The sequence below is a fragment of the Streptomyces sp. NPDC053431 genome (assembly GCF_044544925.1).
Lineage (GTDB): Bacteria > Actinomycetota > Actinomycetes > Streptomycetales > Streptomycetaceae > Streptomyces.
In genome coordinates, this window is sequence record NZ_JBITXX010000002.1 from 61244 (window position 1) to 76006 (window position 14763).

Genomic DNA, 14763 nt, shown 5'->3' on the forward strand with positions numbered 1-14763 from the left:
CTGTTTAATTGCGAGCTGTTCGCAATAACAGTTGATCTTCAAGAGGGGTGTGGACACCATGGCCGCCCGATCCGTCCGACGCGCGACCGCCGCGACACTCGCCGGGGCCACCGCCCTTGCCGCGGCGGCCTGCTCGAACCCCGGCGGCACCGGCGGCCCCGGAGGGCCCAAGGATTCCGCGGTCGTCGGCATCGCCTACGAACCGGAGACCCTCAGCCCCCTCCTCGGCTACGGCAAGGACGGCAACTCCAAGATCTTCGACGGGCTGCTCTCCTTCGACGCCGACATGAAGCTGCGCCCCGCCCTCGCCGCCGCCCTGCCCACCGTCAGCGCCGACGGCCTGACGTACACGTACAAGCTGCGCCACGGCGTGAAGTTCAGCGACGGGCAGCCCTTCACAGCCGAGGACGTCGTCTTCACCTACCGGACCGTGCTCGACCCGAGGACCAACAACGCCTCACGCACCGAGCTCGACGCGCTCAAGGACGTCAGGGCCGTCGGCGAGGACACCGTCGTCTTCACCCTCAGGTACCCCTACGCGCCCTTCGCCCAGCGCACCGTCCTCGCCATCGCCCCCGAGCACGTCGCCGGCCGCCAGGACGTCAACACCGGCCCCTTCACGACCGAGCCGGTCGGCACCGGCCCGTACGTCCTCACCGGCTGGTCCAGGGGCGAGAAACTGACCTTCCAGGCCAACCCCGCCTACTGGGGCGGCGCTCCGGCCGTCAAGAAGCTCACCATGGCCGTCATCAAGGACGACGACGTCCGCGCCACCCGGCTGCGCGCCGGCGACCTCGACGCCGCCGTCCTGCCGCCCGCCCTCGCCGAAGGATTCAAGGGCGACCGGACGAAGCGGACGTACACCGCCACCACCTACGACTACCGCACCGTCACCCTCCCCACCCACAACCCGGTCGCCGGCGACGTGGCCGTCCGCCGCGCCCTCGACCTCGCCGTCGACCGGCAGACCATGGTCGACAAGATCCTCGAAGGCGCCGGCAAGCCCGCCTACGGCCCCGTCCCGACCGACAGCCCGTGGTTCGCCCAGGGCACCGAACGCCGCCACGACCTCGCCGGGGCGCGGAAGATCCTCGACGAGGCCGGCTGGAAACCCGGCCCCGACGGCGTCCGCGTCAAGAACGGCGTGCGCGCCGCCTTCCCGCTCTGGTACCTCTCCGGCGACAAGCTCCGCCAGGACCACGCCCTCGCCTACGCCTCCGACGCCAGGAAGGCCGGCATCGCCGTCACCACCCAGGCCGGCACCTGGGAGGTCATCGAACCCCGCATGAAGACCGACGCCGTCCTGGCCGGCGGCGGCTCACCCGGCGATCCCGACTTCGACCAGTACCTCCTCCTGAAGTCCGACCTCGCCGGCGACGGCTTCAACAACATGGCCCGGTACGCCGACCCGACCGTCGACCGGGCGCTGGAGGCCGGCCGCCGCACCGACGACCCCGCCGAGCGCCGGGCCGCCTACGACACCGTCCAGCGGCAGCTCGTGAAGAACCCCGGCTACACCTTCCTCACCCACGTCGACCACCTCTACGTCGTCGACGACCGCTGGGACGCGACACCCGGCGGCGGCCTCAGCACCCAGGTCGAGCCGCACGACCACGGCCTCGGCTCCGGCCCCTGGTGGAACATCGAGGACTGGCGGCCGAAGAACGCCGGAGCGACCACGAAGTGAGCCGCCGCCTTCCCTGGGGAGCCATGACCCGGATGACGGGACGGCGCGCCCTGGCCGCCGTCCCCGTCCTCCTCGCGGTCACCCTCGCGGTCTTCGCCGTGGCCGCCGCCTCCCCCTTCGACCCCGTCAAGGCCTACGCCGGCACCGCCGGACTCACCGCCTCGCAGGAGAACCTGGACCAGCTGCGCGCCAACCTCGGCGCCGACCGGCCCTGGCTCACCCGCTGGTGGGAATGGCTCGGCCACGCCGTCCGGGGCGACCTCGGCGACTCCGGCGTCATGCGGCAGCCCGTCGCCGACGTGATCACCGAGCGCGTCGGCTGGTCCGCGCTGCTCGCCGGCACCGCCTTCCTCGTCGCCCTCACCCTCGGCACCGCCCTCGGCGTCCTCGCGGGGCGCCGCCGCGGCGGCCTCCTCGACCGGGCCGTCAGCTCCGCCGCGTACACGCTGGAAGCCGCCCCCGCCTTCTGGCTCGGGCTGCTCGCCCTCTGGTTCTTCGCCCTGAAGCTGGGCGCGCTGCCCGCCGGCGGCCTCACCGACACCGCGAGCGACACCGTCACCGTCGGCCAGGTCGCGCGCCACCTCGTGCTGCCCGCGCTCGTCCTCGGGATCTCCCAACTGCCCTGGTTCTACCTCTACGTACGCCAGGGGGTCGGCGACGCCCTGGAGGAGGACCCGGTACGCGGCGCCCGCGCCCGCGGACTCGCCGAACGGACCGTCCTCACGGGCCACGCCCTGCGCTCCGGCATGCTGCCCGTGCTCACGCTCGTCGGCTCCCGCGTCCCCGAACTCATCACCGGCGCCCTCCTCGTCGAGACGGTCTTCAGCTGGCCCGGCGTCGCCGCCGCCACCGTCCAGGCCGCCGTCTCCGTCGACTTCCCGCTGCTCGCGGCCCTCACCGTGCTCGCCACCGCGGCCGTGCTGCTCGGCAACCTGCTCTCCGACCTCCTGTACGGGCTCGCCGACCCGAGGGTGGGCTTCGATGGCTGACCCCCGCACGCGGCGGATCCGCCTGTGGAGCTCCGCCCTCACCATCGGAGCCGTCGTTCTCGCCGTGCTCCTCGTCCCGCCGTTCGTCCAGCTGGACGAACAGGCCGTCGACCTCGGGCGGAAGCTCCTGCCGCCCTCCTGGGAACACCCCTTCGGCACTGACGACGTCGGCCGCGACCTGCTTCTGCGCTGCGTCTACGGCCTGCGGATCTCCCTCCTCGTCGGCCTGGTCGCGGCCCTCGTCGCCGGCGTCGTCGGCACCGCCGTCGGTGCCGCGGCCGGCGCGATCGGCGGCCGTTTCGACCGGTTCGTGATGCGGATCGTCGACGGCTTCTCGGCCGTGCCGCACCTGCTGCTCGGCATCTTCGTGGTGGCCATGTTCCGGCCCGGGGTCTGGCCCGTGATCCTGTCCGTGGCGGTCACCCACTGGCTGTCCACCGCCCGGATCGTCCGCTCCGAGGTCCTCTCGCTGCGCTCCCGGCCCTTCGTCGACGCGGCGGTCTCCGGCGGTTCCTCGCGGTGGCGGATCGCCGTACGGCACCTGCTGCCGGCGGTGCTCCCGCAGGCCGGGCTCGCCGCCGTCCTCATGGTGCCGCACGCCATGTGGCACGAATCCGCGCTGTCCTTCCTCGGTCTCGGGCTGCCCAGCCACCGGGCCGGCCTCGGCAACCTCGTCCAGACCGCCCGCTCCTCGCTGCTCGCCGGAGACTGGTGGCCCACCCTCTTCCCCGGCCTCCTCCTCGTCGTGCCGACCCTCGCCCTCGCCGGACTCGCCGGAGTCTGGCGCGACCGGCTCGACCCGCGCCGCCGATCGGAGCTGATGCTGTGAACGAGCGGATCGCGCGCGCCCTCGACGCCGTCACCGCCGAGCGCGCCTCCGACGCCGTGCTCGGCGTCCGCGGCCTCACCGTCCGCTTCCGGCTGCGCGGCGGGCGCACCGTCGCCGCCGTCACCGATGTCTCCTTCGACCTCGCGGCGGGGGAGTGCCTCGCCCTCGTCGGCGAGAGCGGCTGCGGCAAGTCCGTCCTCGCCTCCGCCCTCCTCGGTCTCCTCCCCGGCAACGCGGAGACCACGGGCACCGCGCTCCTGGCGGCCGGCCCCGGCCCCGGCGCGGCCGAGGCACATACCGGCACCGACCGGCACGGTGGGGCGGCGGTCGGTGTCGGTCGGGGCCTGCGCGGCGATGGGGCGGTGGTCGGTGTCGGTCGGGGCTCGCCCGGTGAGGCGGCGGTCGGTGACGGCCGGGGCTCGCGCGCCGAGGCGGTGCACCCGCCCGTCCTCGATCTGCTCGCCGCCGACGAACGCACCCTCGCCCGCACCGTACGCGGCCGGCGCGTCGGGCTCGTGCCGCAGAGCCCCGCCGCTCACCTCACCTCGGTGCGCACCGTACGTGCCCACCTGGAGGAGACCGTACGGGCCCTCACCGACACCCCACGACGCGAGCGGCGCGCGGCGGCCGAGGCGGCCGCCGCACGGGCCGCGTTCCCGGCCGGGCACCTCGACCGCTACCCCCACGAACTGTCCGGGGGCCTCGCCCAGCGGGCCGCCACCGCGCTCGCGCTCATCGGCGACGCGCCGCTGCTGCTCGCCGACGAACCCACCACCGGACTCGACCGTGAGCTCGTCGACCGCACCGCCGACGAGCTGCGCCGCCACGCCGACCGGGGCAAGGCCCTGCTGCTGATCACCCACGACCTGGCGGCGGCCCGCCGGGTCGCCGACCGGGTGGCCGTCATGTACGCCGGGCGGATCGTCGAAGTCGCCGCCGCCGCCCGCTTCTTCGGCGACCCGGGCCCCCGCCACCCCTACGCCCGCGGGCTCCTCGACGCCCTGCCCGATCGGGAGTTCACCCCGATCCCCGGACTGCCGCCGGAACTCTCCGCCCTTCCTGAGGGCTGCGCCTTCGCCCCCCGGTGCGCCCGGGCGAGCGCCTCCTGCGCGGTGCGGCCGGAGTTCCGGGCGGGTGCCGCCTGCCACCACCCGCTGGGAGCGTCCCGTGCTTGAACTCCACTCCGTCACCGCCGGATACGAACCCCGCACCCCCGTCGTCCGGGGCGCCACCCTCACGGTCGCCCCCGGCGAGGCCGTCGGTCTGCTCGGTCCGAGCGGCTGCGGCAAGTCCACCCTGGCCCGGGTCGCCGCGCTGCTGCACCGGCCCGACGCGGGCCGGGTCGTCCTCGACGGCACCGAGGTCCGGACCTGGCGGCACCGCGCCCCGCGCGCCCTGCGCACCGCCGTCGGCGTCGTCTTCCAGCAGCCCCGCCTGTCCGCCGACCCCCGGCTGCGGCTCGCCGACCTGATAGCCGAACCACTGCGTGCGACCGGCCGCCGAGAACGCGTCCGGGAACGCCTCGCCGCGCTCGTGCCGACGGTCGGCCTCACCGAGGACCTGCTCGCCCGCCGCCCCCACGAGGTCAGCGACGGCCAGCTGCAACGCGCCTGCCTGGCCCGTGCCCTGGTCCTGCGGCCCCGTTGGCTGGTCTGCGACGAGATGACCGCGATGCTCGACGCCTCGACCACCGCTGCCCTCGTCGCGGCCGTCGAGAGCTACCGCGCGGAGACCGGCGCGGGCCTGCTCGCCGTCGGCCACGACCGGATCCTCCTGGAACGCTGGTGCGACCGCACGGTCGAGTGGGCGGAGCTCACCGGCCGCCCGGGAGAGAATGCGGTATGACCAGCCCTTGGACCCGCCTGCCCGACGCCCATCCCCTCGGCGGCATGCGACCTGTCCTGGAGGCGGAGGAGTCGATCCTCGGCCACGAGCCGCGGCACGGGTACGAGGACCGCTGCTGGGTGCTGCACACGATCCACGACGGAGCGCGGCGGCTGCGCTGGCGCGAGGTCCTGGCGGGCGCGGGGAGGCGTCTGGAGGACTGGACGCACACGCCCTCGTACCGCCTCTTCCTGGGCGTCGACGGCCGTGAGAGCCACGAGGGCCCGTCGGCCGGGGAGATCGACCGCGACTGTCTTGTCCGGCTCACGGCCCTCCTCGCCCGGCACGGCGCCGACGGACCGGACACGGTGTGCTACGCCGCCCAGGCACCGATCGAGGACGTCGGCTCGCCCGTCCCGGCCCGCCGCGGCCGCCTCGCCGACGCCCCCGCGCACCACGACCGGTGTGCGGATCCGGGCGCGGGAGAGGGACAGTTCCCGGCCACCTGGTGGGCGGTCGACGGCTCCTGGTTCGTCCTGACCGACTGGGACCTGAGCGCCACGGAGGTCTTCGGCAGCGCCGCGCTCGTCGCCGACCTCCTCGCCGACGACGAGATCGAGGCCGTGCGCCTGCCGAGCATCAGGGAAGCCCTGGCCGGCGCCTGAGGAACGGCCTGCTCCGGAAAGTCACCCGGATGGCCGCCACGCCATACCGCCGTCCGGATCGTCCCTTCCGTCACACTGTCCGCCGAACGCCGCAATTCCGGTGCGGCGCAAGGAGGATGAGCGCGATGGCCATTTCCGTATCCGTGGTGCTGCTTCTGCTGATCCTGGCGGTGATCTTTCTCCGCAGCGGCGGCCTGAAGTTCTCGCACGCCCTCGTGTGCGCCCTGCTCGGCTTCTTCCTGGCGAGCACCAGCATGGCCCCGACGATCCAGAACGGGGTGGCCGCCACCGCCAACGTGGTCTCCAGCCTGAAACCCTGAGGCCGTCCCCGCTCCATCGTTTCATGATCGTGAAGTGCCCGTGAAACAGCGGGCATGTCCATGTACAAGTCAGGCGCTCCCGCCTAGCGTCGGCCGCCGGCGCGACCGTCGTACGGACCCGAGGAGCCGCATTGACCACCCGACCCCCCAGTCGGCGAGCCCGCGCAACAGCGCTGACCGCCGCCGTGAGCGCGACCGTTCTCGCGCTCGCCACGCCCGCCCTCGCCGACGAGATACCGCTCGCCCCCGGACACCGGCTCGTCGACCACTACGAGGGCGCGCCCGCCACCGCCCGCCCCGTCCCCGCCGAGGCCCCGCCCCAGCACCCCTACCTCGCCCCCAACGGGCGCAGCGGCATGCACGCCGACGCCGCCGGCAGCGGCACCCACCCCTACTCCGGGCCGCTCGGCCGCGAGCCGCGCGTCGACAGCGAGAAGATCGCCGCGCTCGGCGGCGAATGCGCCACCGTCACCTTCGACGCCGGCGGCCGGCTCGTCACCGTGTGCGGCACCTTCCAGGGCTTCCTGCTCAAGCTCCTCGACCCGCGCACCCTCGACACCCTCGCCGAGTACCAGCTGCCGCAGCGCTCCTCCACCGTCGAGGCCATCACCCGGCTCGACTTCGCGAAGATCTTCAAGGACACCTCCGGCGGCGCCTACTTCTACCTCGACGACCGCGACCGGGTCGTCCTCGCCGACTCCCGCCAGCACGTCCTGCGCATCGCCCACCGCCAGAAGCCCGACGGGGCCTGGGAGTTCGTCGTCGAGGACGACTGGGACCTCACCCCGCTCGTCCCGCACGACTGCGTCAGCTGGACCAACCTCTTCCCCAGCGGCGTCTGCGACCCCGTCACCTCCGTCATGCCCGACTGGCAGGGCCGCGTCTGGTGGGTCACCCGGCTCGGCCGGGTCGGCACCGTCGACCCCGCCACCGCCGCCATCCGCGCGATCCGGCTCGACGGCGAGGAGATCCAGAACTCCTTCTCCGTCGCCGAGGACGGCGTCTCGATCGTCTCCGACCACGCCCTCTACAGCTTCCGCGCCGACGCCGACGGCACCCCGCGGATCCAGTGGCGCCAGACCTACGACCGGGGCACCGGAACCAAGCCCGGCTCCGTGAACCAGGGCTCGGGCACCACCCCCGACCTCTTCGGCCAGAACGGCGCGCGGTACGTCGCCATCACCGACAACGCCGACGACCGCATGAACGTCCTCGTCTACCGGCGCGGCACGGACGTCGCCGCCGCCGACCGCCTCGTCTGCAAGGTCCCGGTCTTCGGCCACGGCGCCTCCACCACCGACAACTCCCTGATCAGCTGGGGCAACAGCCTGGTCGTCGAGAACAACTACGGCTACGAGAACCCCACCACGCTCACCTTCGGCCGCAGTGTCGTCGGCGGTGCCACCCGGATCGACGTCCGGCCCGACGGCAGCGGCTGCGACACCGTGTGGCAGAGCGACGTCCGCTCGCCCTCCACTGTGCCCAAGCTGTCCACCGCCAACGGACTGCTCTACTTCTACGAGAAGCGGCCCAACGCCCTCGGCATCGACGCCTGGTACCTGACGGCCGTCGACTTCCGCACCGGCGCCCGCGCCTGGTCGCGACTCACCGGCACCGGCCCCGCCTACGACAACAACTGGGCGCCGATCACCATCGGACCTGATGGGACAGCGTATGTGGGAGTCTTCAACGGGTTGGTAGCAGTGCACGACGCGAACTGAAGCGGCTGCGCCCCAGGGCCGTCACCCCTCGGGCGCTCCCGCGGGCCGCTCGGCCTGGTCGCCGCAGGGGACGACCGCCACGACTCGCCTCTCCTCGGCTCGACCTTCGATGCGGCCATCGGGGCAGGTGGGACCCCTGCCCGAGGAGGTGAACGTCAACCTCGACCGGGGCTACGACAACAACAAGTCCTGTAATCCGCCAGCCGAGTCGGGCTTCACCGTCCGATGCTCAACGAGCCGCTACCGCTGGGACGGCCGCCCCACCACCCGACGCCTCAAGTGATCCATCTGCCGGTCGGCCCTAATCGAGTGCGAGAGTTCCGGTACGGGTGGTACAAGGTCCGCGTGACTGATCATCTCTCCTTCCCCACCCTGCTGCGGATGATTGACGAGCGTTCCGCCGCGTTCCGCGCCGCCGTCGCCGCGGCCCCCAGCCTCGACGCCGACGTCCCGTCCTGCCCGGGCTGGACGCTGTACGACCTGGCGAACCACCTCAGTGAGGGGAACCGCTTCTGGGCCTACATCGTGCTGAACACCGCGCCGGGTGACGAACGGCCCAGCAAGGACGGGCTGGCGGCGCCCAGGGAGCGCGAGGAGCTCATAACCTGGCTGGCCGACTCGACGGAGCAGCTGCTCACCGCCCTGCGCGAGGCCGGCCCGGACCGGGGCTGCTGGGCCTGGTGGGAGCCGCTGGCCTCGCCGCACACGGTGGCCGCCGTGGCCCGCCGCCGCGTCCCGGAATCACTGATCCACACCTACGACGCCCAGCTGGCCTCCGGTAATCCGCAGGAGCTGCCGACGACCGAGGCGGTCGACGCCGTCGAGGAGTTCCTCGCCACCGTCTGCACCGTCACGGTCCCGTGGCCGGGCGAGCCCGCCACCATGGACTACCACGCGGCCGAGGCCGGCTCGTGGCGCCAGACGGTGGACGCCGCCGGTTCCCGCTTCACCCGCCTCACCGCGGCGGAGGCCGCCGAGAGCAAGCCCACCGCCGCCATCCACGGCACGGCGAGCGAGATGGCCCTGCTCATGTACATGCGCATCCCGGCCGGCTCGCTGCGGATCGAGGGCGACGCCGACCTGCTCCGGCAGCTGCAGGACTGGGGCTGAGGCCGACCGGCAGACGGATCACTTGAGGCGTCGGGTGGTTGGGGAGGCCGTCCCAGCGGTAGCCGCTCGTCGAGCGTCGGATGAGCATGCGGAGCCTGATGAGAGTGGCGGCGAGGTAGAGATGGAAGTCCACGACGCGTAGCCGGAGCCGTGGACCAGCGCGAGCACGAGGTACCCGAAAACGGTCCGGTCTGGAATCCGTCGCCGGTTGCAACCAGCGGATGGCTCTTGGCGTATCCCTTCCGCAGTGCAGCAGAGCGGCGAAGTGGTTCCACAGGGGTTCCGAAAGGCATGCTGGGACCGCAGGCACGAGCGCTTCGGGTGATCACAGAGCATCAAGAACTCCATGATCCCTGAGGCTCGTGCCTGCCTTGCGTTCGGGCCCGCCTGGGCTGCCCCACTCACCATTTGCCAGTCGGTCTCAGTTCACGAACGAGTGACAACAAAGGCGCCGCACTGGCGTCAGGCAGCTAACCTGGCGCCCCCACACCGAGCACGGGGGGCGCGATGTCCGACGAACCGCCAGTCATCAAATTCTACCGGAGCACACCGACCAACACGACTCGCTTCTCGCTCGACCTGGAGAAGATTGCCGCAGCCACGTCAGCCGTCGCAGCCGCGGGCGGCGTCGTCTTCACCGGCATTACAGCAATCACCTGGGATGACTCTGGAACGCCAGCAGCCGGCCTGCCTGGGTGGTTCCTCCCCAGCGCCGGCGTGCTGGTCCTTCTCGTGACACTCGCTCTGGCGACGGCACTCATCGTAAGAGAGCGGCGTCGCGCCGCAGTGAAGAGAGAAGAACAAGTCCGCGTCGAGAATGCTGCGGAACGCCTCAAGGAGCACATGGAGCTCGCCAGCCTGGTGAACTTCAACCGCTTGCTCCTTGAGCGTTACCACGGCATCGCTACCAAGCAGGCCAACAAGTCCTTCATCAGTGCCATCGTCGCCATGGGTGTCGGGCTCGCCGTGCTCGTCGGAGCATTCATCGCCTCCATGCATTTCACGGCCCAGGGCGAGCGCCTGTTCATCGGCTCCCTCGCGGCCCTGGCCACCGGCTTCGTCGGCTACCTCAGCAAGACCTTCCTGGCCGTCTACGACCGATCGCTACAGCAGCTCAATCAGTACTTCAACCAGCCTGTTCTCAACCAGTACTTCCTGACGGCGGAGCGAATCACCGACCAGCTGGAGGGACAGAAGCGGGACGAGCTGATGACCCAGATCGTCATGGATGTGCTGGAGACCGGCAAGCAGATGCATCAGGTCACGGGAGGCGGCCCGAAGCCCAGGCCGAAGGCACCCAAGATCGGGCGCCAGCGCAGCAAGCCGCAGGCCCGGCAACAGCGCTGATCGACCAGGCAGGTGGATGAAGCCCGAGGACCGTCGCCTGGAGCTGGTTCGCGCCGACTGACCACAGTGGGCCCGTAGGCGCCGGCATGGCTACCGTAGCGCTCCTCCACAAGGGCACCAGCAGTGGCAAGCTCCAGGCGTACCCGGGCTACCCGTGGGTGATGCCACTCCGGAACATCGGCCCGCGCCCGCGTAGGTCACAGGACAGCCACACAGCCCCCACACCGCCCCCATGTCCGCCACCCTGGGCCGATGCGCAGACTCACCACCACCGCCCTCACGGCCACCCTGCTCCTGGGTCTCGCCGCCTGTGGCGGTAATGACGAACCGACGGTCACCAAGACCAGCACCCCACCCGAGCCGACCACCAGCTCCGCTATCCCTTCGGCCACCCCGACGCCATCCACCTACAAGATCGGCGAGTCCGCCAAGGTCGACGACACTCAGAACGGGGTCAAGTTCACCACCACAGTCCTTGCCTACACACAGCCGGCGAAGGGCCCGCAGCCCCCGGACGTCACTACCCAAGGTGGCGACGTCTGGGCAACCGTCGAGGCCAAGATCTGCAACGTCGAGGGCAAGACCGTGACGGTCAGCCAGTTCCCTTGGTCTCTTGCCTACGCCGACGGCACGATTGTGGAGATCACCGGTAGCACAGGCGGCGACCTCCCAAAGCCGGAGTTCCCCATGGACGAGCCAGTCAAGGCAGGCCGGTGCGTCAAGGGCAAGATCCCGTTCGCTGTAATGGCCAAGCAGCGGCCGGAACGCATCGTCTATGCACCTCAGTCGCTTGCTGACAACCCCGTCGAGTGGGCCGTGCCAGCTGAGTAGCGGAAGGTGGCGCCCCCTGTCGTTCACCTGTGACCACCTCATCCCCCTAAGCCGCAGGGGCGATCTCCTTGACTCCGCGAATGCCCGCTCGGTGCATCGCGCCTGCAACGGCGGTCGAGGTAACTGCATGCGGCCCAGCGCGCCCCATAGGGCCTCACGGAGTTGGTGACGTGCTGTACGTCGTCACAGGTTCGCCGCCCTCGGGTTATTCCTGCTGGAGCCAGGCTCACGCAACAGCGCGTGACCGTGTCATCAACCTTGACCTGATCACCCGCGCTGTCCGGTCCTTGTGCCCGGCAGCGCAACCAAGAACCCAGGTGTCGGCCCGGTCGAACCGACAGAGGGCCGACCAGGACACGCGCGAGTGGATGCCCCTCGGCGCCCGTAGGTGCGCACCGACGAGCCCCCACCTCCGCCGACGTGCAGGAGGTGGGGGCTCTGTCATCTCTACCGGCAGGTGACCCGGGTCGGATGCGCCGACTACTCGTTTGGTGTGGCCGGTTCGGTGTGCCGGACGCGCTTCTTCGACGCGACTCGACGCGGGCGCCTTCGAGGGTCTTCGCGACTCGGCCCTCGTCTGCCTTTGCCGGGGGAGTGGGAAACGCTCCCCTTCTACGAGAAGCGGCCCAACGCCCTCGGCGTCGACGCCTGGTACCTGACGGCCGCCGACTTCCGCACCGGCGCCTGACCCCTCACCGCACACGAGGGCGCCCGGGACCGCCGTGGTCCCGGGCACCCGCCTCCGTCGGGCGTGCGGTCACTCCATCTCGGGCATCTCGCCGACCGTCGTCCGCGTGTCGATCACCGCGAAGGCCGCGCCCTGCGGGTCGAGCAGGGCGGCGAAGCGCCCGAACGGACTGTCCTCCGGGCCGAACACCTTCCGCCCGCCGGCCGCCAGGGCGGCCTCGATCGCCTTGTCGCAGTTGTCGACCGCGAAGTAGATCTGGATGTACGAGGGGATCTCCGCCGGGAAGTCCTGCGCCGTCATCACCATCCGGCCGAGCAGCGGGTCGGCACCGAGGTCGAAGACCCGGTAGTCGATCTTGTCGTCCTTGATCTTCTTCGAGTTGTAGCCGAACACCGCCGTGTAGAAGGCGTCGGCCTTCGCCGGCTCACGCGTGAACACCTCGGCCCACACGTAGGTGCCCGCCTCGCCCTGGGCCTCGAAGCCCTCGTGGGTGCCGGCCTGCCACACGCCGAAGACACAGCCCGTGGGGTCCTGCGCGAGGCACATGGAGCCGAAGTCGCCCACCTGCATCGGCTCCATCAGGAGCGTGCCACCCGCGTCCTTGATCTTCTCGGCGGTGGCGGCGACGTCGGGCGAGGCGAAGTACAGACACCACGCCGACTGCGGCTCGCCTTCCTGCCCGGGCATCGGCGGGACGACCGCCGCGACCGCCTTCCCGTTCCTGTAGGCCTGGGTGTAGTTGCCGAACTCCGAGGCGGACTCGCCGAAGGTCCAGCCCAGCACGTCGCCGTAGAACGACTTCGCACCCTCGAGGTCGGTGAACATCGCGTCGGTCCAGACCGGCTCGCCGTGAGTTCGTGAGGCCATGACGATGACTCGCTTCCGATCGATGACGTCCTTGTCTCGACGCCACGCTAGCCACCTCCGGCCCACCCCGCTCGGTGACGCACGGTGCACCTCCCGGATGATCAGCCGGTGCGCGGATCAGCGGCGGAATTCGCGCGCCGGCGGGTACAGCTCCTTGACCAGAGACCAGAACACCGGGAAGTCGGGGATGTCCTTCGCCTCCCGCGACCAGCGCCCGCTGCCGGAGGTCCGCACCACGACCAGACCGTCCCCGCGCCACTCGCACCGCCGCACCCGCTCCCACGGCACCACCGCCCGCGCCGGCAGCCCGATCCCCCGCCCGTGCAGGCTCACGTCACCGAACGTGACCGCCCCGCCCGCCTCCAAGGCGTCCACGGCGGGCGGCAGCGCGCGCCGTACCGTCTCGTCGAGCACGATCTGGGCCAGCTCGCGGATCTGCGAGTCGGCGGGCCGGGGCACCGTCTCCTCGTCGAGGAACCCGCCGACCGTCACCCCCTCCCGCGGGCCGGTCCACAGCCGGTACGCGTAGTGGGTACCCGTGTAGCCGCCGTTCACATGGACGCGGGTGACGTCCTGGTGCATCGCCGTCACCCGCCGCCAGGCCACCGCCCGCGCCGTCCCGCCCTCACCCGGGCAGACCAGCCCCCGCGCGTACAGGTACACGTACTCCCCGGGCCGCAGCGCCGTCTCCCGCGCCCGCGACCACCGCCACAGGAACCACCCCGCCGCCCCGAACGGCACGAGGAGCAGCGGGATGCCGAGCCGGGGCCCGACCAGCCGGCTGGCGAGGGCGGGCATCGCGACGGAGGCCAGGACGAGAAGGAGAACGAGCGGCGGCGCCCAGGGCCGCCGCCGTAACGCACTCGGGTCGTCGGTGTGCCGGGCGCGGAACCCTCGCAGATAGGCGCCGAGGTCCGCTTCCCGTGCCGCCCGTGTCGCCGCCTCGTCCGGCGGCGGCACCGTCACCCGGTCGAGCTGCTCCATGGCGCATCCCCCCGACCGCATCATGACAGCGGCCGGAGGTTCGGACCAGGCCCCTCGCACGCCGGGGAAGTGGGATACCGCGCGCGTGCCTATCGGGCGGCGGGCAGCGCGCGCGGGATGACGTCGTAGCGGTGGAACGCCGAGTCGGGGAGCGGGAGTTCGGGGCGCCAGAACTTCAGGGCCTGGGCCGAGGGGACGAACAGGGACGTGGGCAGGGCGTCGGGCGGGAACCACTCCCAGCGCTCGATCTTGTCCGGCTCGGCGACGGCCGGGGCGCCGGTGTGCGCGTGGACCACAGTCGCCGCCGTCAGCCGGGTCAGGTCCGCCGACGTCACGGTGTCCAGGACCAGGCCGATCACCGACACGTCGGCCGGGTCGGCGACGAGCGTGGTCTCCTCGGCGAGTTCGCGGACCGCCGCCTGCTCGATGGACTCGCCCGGATCCACCTTGCCGCCGGGCAGCTCCCACACGCCCGAGCGGTGCAGCCCGAGCAGCACCCGACCGGCGGCGTCCGTCACCACCACGCCGGCACCCAGGGAGGCCTGGGCGGCGGGAGGCTGGGCGTTGCGGTGGGCGGGCGCGGTCATGGTGTCTCCTCGTACGGGGCCGATAGCTGCCACCGCCCCACCCAACACCATGCCACCGACATCCGTGCCGGGCGGGCGCGTGTGCCTGTGAGCGGGCGTTCCCCTGGTGTTGCCCGGGCGGCCGGCGCGCCTGGTGTCCCGGGCGTGCCGGGCGTGCCGGGCGTGCTCGGTCCCCCGCACGAGCCTTGGGTCCGCCTGCCCTGCGTGGCCGGTGTGCCCCGTGTCCTGGTGCCCCCGCGAGCCCCGCGTGGCTGGCGTCGCAGCGTGTCCGGTGTGCCCCGTGTGGCCGGTGTCCCGCGCGTGCCCCGCGTGCC

The 14763-nt window shown here is 71.9% G+C and carries 15 protein-coding genes and 1 pseudogene; 13 read left to right on the top strand and 3 right to left on the bottom strand.

Annotation, left to right across the window (positions count from 1 at the left end; genetic code table 11):
* Nucleotides 1–58 precede the first annotated feature (58 nt).
* The 13 genes and pseudogenes from ACIGXE_RS06255 to ACIGXE_RS06315 all read left to right on the top strand — a co-directional run bounded on the left by ACIGXE_RS06255 (nucleotide 59) and on the right by ACIGXE_RS06315 (nucleotide 11492).
* On the top strand, nucleotides 59–1687 hold the full coding sequence (locus ACIGXE_RS06255; protein WP_399744000.1) for an ABC transporter substrate-binding protein: 1629 nt from the start codon (nucleotides 59–61) through the stop codon (nucleotides 1685–1687).
* A complete protein-coding gene (locus ACIGXE_RS06260) occupies nucleotides 1684–2676 on the top strand; it encodes an ABC transporter permease (RefSeq protein ID WP_399744003.1) in 993 nt (330 codons plus the stop codon). Before ACIGXE_RS06255 ends, ACIGXE_RS06260 begins: the two co-directional genes overlap by 4 nt.
* Complete coding sequence (locus tag ACIGXE_RS06265; protein ID WP_399744006.1) at nucleotides 2669–3505, top strand: ABC transporter permease; 837 nt, start codon at nucleotides 2669–2671, stop codon at nucleotides 3503–3505. The genes ACIGXE_RS06260 and ACIGXE_RS06265 overlap by 8 nt, the downstream gene beginning before the upstream one ends.
* A complete protein-coding gene (locus ACIGXE_RS06270; protein ID WP_399744009.1) occupies nucleotides 3502–4680 on the top strand; it encodes an ABC transporter ATP-binding protein in 1179 nt (392 codons plus the stop codon). Before ACIGXE_RS06265 ends, ACIGXE_RS06270 begins: the two co-directional genes overlap by 4 nt.
* Complete coding sequence (locus ACIGXE_RS06275; protein ID WP_399744012.1) at nucleotides 4673–5350, top strand: ABC transporter ATP-binding protein; 678 nt, start codon at nucleotides 4673–4675, stop codon at nucleotides 5348–5350. The genes ACIGXE_RS06270 and ACIGXE_RS06275 overlap by 8 nt, the downstream gene beginning before the upstream one ends.
* Nucleotides 5347–5994: a hypothetical protein gene (locus tag ACIGXE_RS06280; protein WP_399744015.1), complete on the top strand. Its 648-nt coding sequence runs from the start codon at nucleotides 5347–5349 to the stop codon at nucleotides 5992–5994. Before ACIGXE_RS06275 ends, ACIGXE_RS06280 begins: the two co-directional genes overlap by 4 nt.
* 125 nt (nucleotides 5995–6119) lie before the next feature.
* Nucleotides 6120–6314 (top strand): hypothetical protein, encoded by a 195-nt coding sequence (locus ACIGXE_RS06285; protein ID WP_399744018.1) that lies wholly within the window; start codon nucleotides 6120–6122, stop codon nucleotides 6312–6314.
* A 185-nt stretch (nucleotides 6315–6499) separates the two neighbouring features.
* Nucleotides 6500–8035, top strand: a complete 1536-nt coding sequence (locus ACIGXE_RS06290) for a hypothetical protein (RefSeq protein WP_399744020.1) — start codon at nucleotides 6500–6502, stop codon at nucleotides 8033–8035.
* Between the two features lie 45 nt (nucleotides 8036–8080).
* Nucleotides 8081–8318 (top strand): annotated as a pseudogene (locus ACIGXE_RS06295) (hypothetical protein); the annotation flags it as partial.
* Between the two features lie 62 nt (nucleotides 8319–8380).
* Nucleotides 8381–9145, top strand: a complete 765-nt coding sequence (locus tag ACIGXE_RS06300; protein ID WP_399744023.1) for a maleylpyruvate isomerase family mycothiol-dependent enzyme — start codon at nucleotides 8381–8383, stop codon at nucleotides 9143–9145.
* Between the two features lie 507 nt (nucleotides 9146–9652).
* The gene (locus ACIGXE_RS06305; RefSeq protein ID WP_399744026.1) at nucleotides 9653–10492 is read left to right on the top strand and encodes a hypothetical protein; all 840 of its coding nucleotides are present in this window, start codon (nucleotides 9653–9655) and stop codon (nucleotides 10490–10492) included.
* Nucleotides 10493–10744: 252 nt separating this feature from the next.
* Nucleotides 10745–11323 carry a DUF4352 domain-containing protein gene (locus ACIGXE_RS06310; RefSeq protein WP_399744029.1) on the top strand — a complete coding sequence of 193 codons (579 nt, stop codon included), beginning with the start codon at nucleotides 10745–10747 and terminating at the stop codon, nucleotides 11321–11323.
* Nucleotides 11268–11492 carry an HNH endonuclease gene (locus ACIGXE_RS06315; RefSeq protein ID WP_399744032.1) on the top strand — a complete coding sequence of 75 codons (225 nt, stop codon included), beginning with the start codon at nucleotides 11268–11270 and terminating at the stop codon, nucleotides 11490–11492. Before ACIGXE_RS06310 ends, ACIGXE_RS06315 begins: the two co-directional genes overlap by 56 nt.
* A gap of 588 nt (nucleotides 11493–12080) precedes the next feature.
* Here the strand turns inward: ACIGXE_RS06315 and ACIGXE_RS06320 are convergent.
* The 3 genes from ACIGXE_RS06320 to ACIGXE_RS06330 all read right to left on the bottom strand — a co-directional run bounded on the left by ACIGXE_RS06320 (nucleotide 12081) and on the right by ACIGXE_RS06330 (nucleotide 14449).
* Nucleotides 12081–12878: a VOC family protein gene (locus ACIGXE_RS06320; protein WP_399744035.1), complete on the bottom strand. Its 798-nt coding sequence runs from the start codon at nucleotides 12876–12878 to the stop codon at nucleotides 12081–12083.
* Nucleotides 12879–12995: 117 nt separating this feature from the next.
* Nucleotides 12996–13862 (bottom strand): DUF6585 family protein, encoded by an 867-nt coding sequence (locus tag ACIGXE_RS06325; protein ID WP_399744038.1) that lies wholly within the window; start codon nucleotides 13860–13862, stop codon nucleotides 12996–12998.
* Between the two features lie 89 nt (nucleotides 13863–13951).
* Nucleotides 13952–14449 (bottom strand): NUDIX hydrolase, encoded by a 498-nt coding sequence (locus ACIGXE_RS06330; RefSeq protein ID WP_399744041.1) that lies wholly within the window; start codon nucleotides 14447–14449, stop codon nucleotides 13952–13954.
* Between the last annotated feature and the right edge of the window lie 314 nt (nucleotides 14450–14763).

Coding starts and splice junctions, on each gene's coding strand:
- ACIGXE_RS06325 (WP_399744038.1), bottom strand. CDS start 13,862: ATGGAGCAGCTCGACCGGGTGACGGTGCCGCCGCCGGACGAGGCGGCG.
- ACIGXE_RS06280 (WP_399744015.1), top strand. CDS start 5,347: ATGACCAGCCCTTGGACCCGCCTGCCCGACGCCCATCCCCTCGGCGGC.
- ACIGXE_RS06285 (WP_399744018.1), top strand. CDS start 6,120: ATGGCCATTTCCGTATCCGTGGTGCTGCTTCTGCTGATCCTGGCGGTG.
- ACIGXE_RS06255 (WP_399744000.1), top strand. CDS start 59: ATGGCCGCCCGATCCGTCCGACGCGCGACCGCCGCGACACTCGCCGGG.
- ACIGXE_RS06320 (WP_399744035.1), bottom strand. CDS start 12,878: ATGGCCTCACGAACTCACGGCGAGCCGGTCTGGACCGACGCGATGTTC.
- ACIGXE_RS06315 (WP_399744032.1), top strand. CDS start 11,268: ATGCACCTCAGTCGCTTGCTGACAACCCCGTCGAGTGGGCCGTGCCAG.
- ACIGXE_RS06330 (WP_399744041.1), bottom strand. CDS start 14,449: ATGACCGCGCCCGCCCACCGCAACGCCCAGCCTCCCGCCGCCCAGGCC.
- ACIGXE_RS06310 (WP_399744029.1), top strand. CDS start 10,745: ATGCGCAGACTCACCACCACCGCCCTCACGGCCACCCTGCTCCTGGGT.
- ACIGXE_RS06305 (WP_399744026.1), top strand. CDS start 9,653: ATGTCCGACGAACCGCCAGTCATCAAATTCTACCGGAGCACACCGACC.
- ACIGXE_RS06265 (WP_399744006.1), top strand. CDS start 2,669: ATGGCTGACCCCCGCACGCGGCGGATCCGCCTGTGGAGCTCCGCCCTC.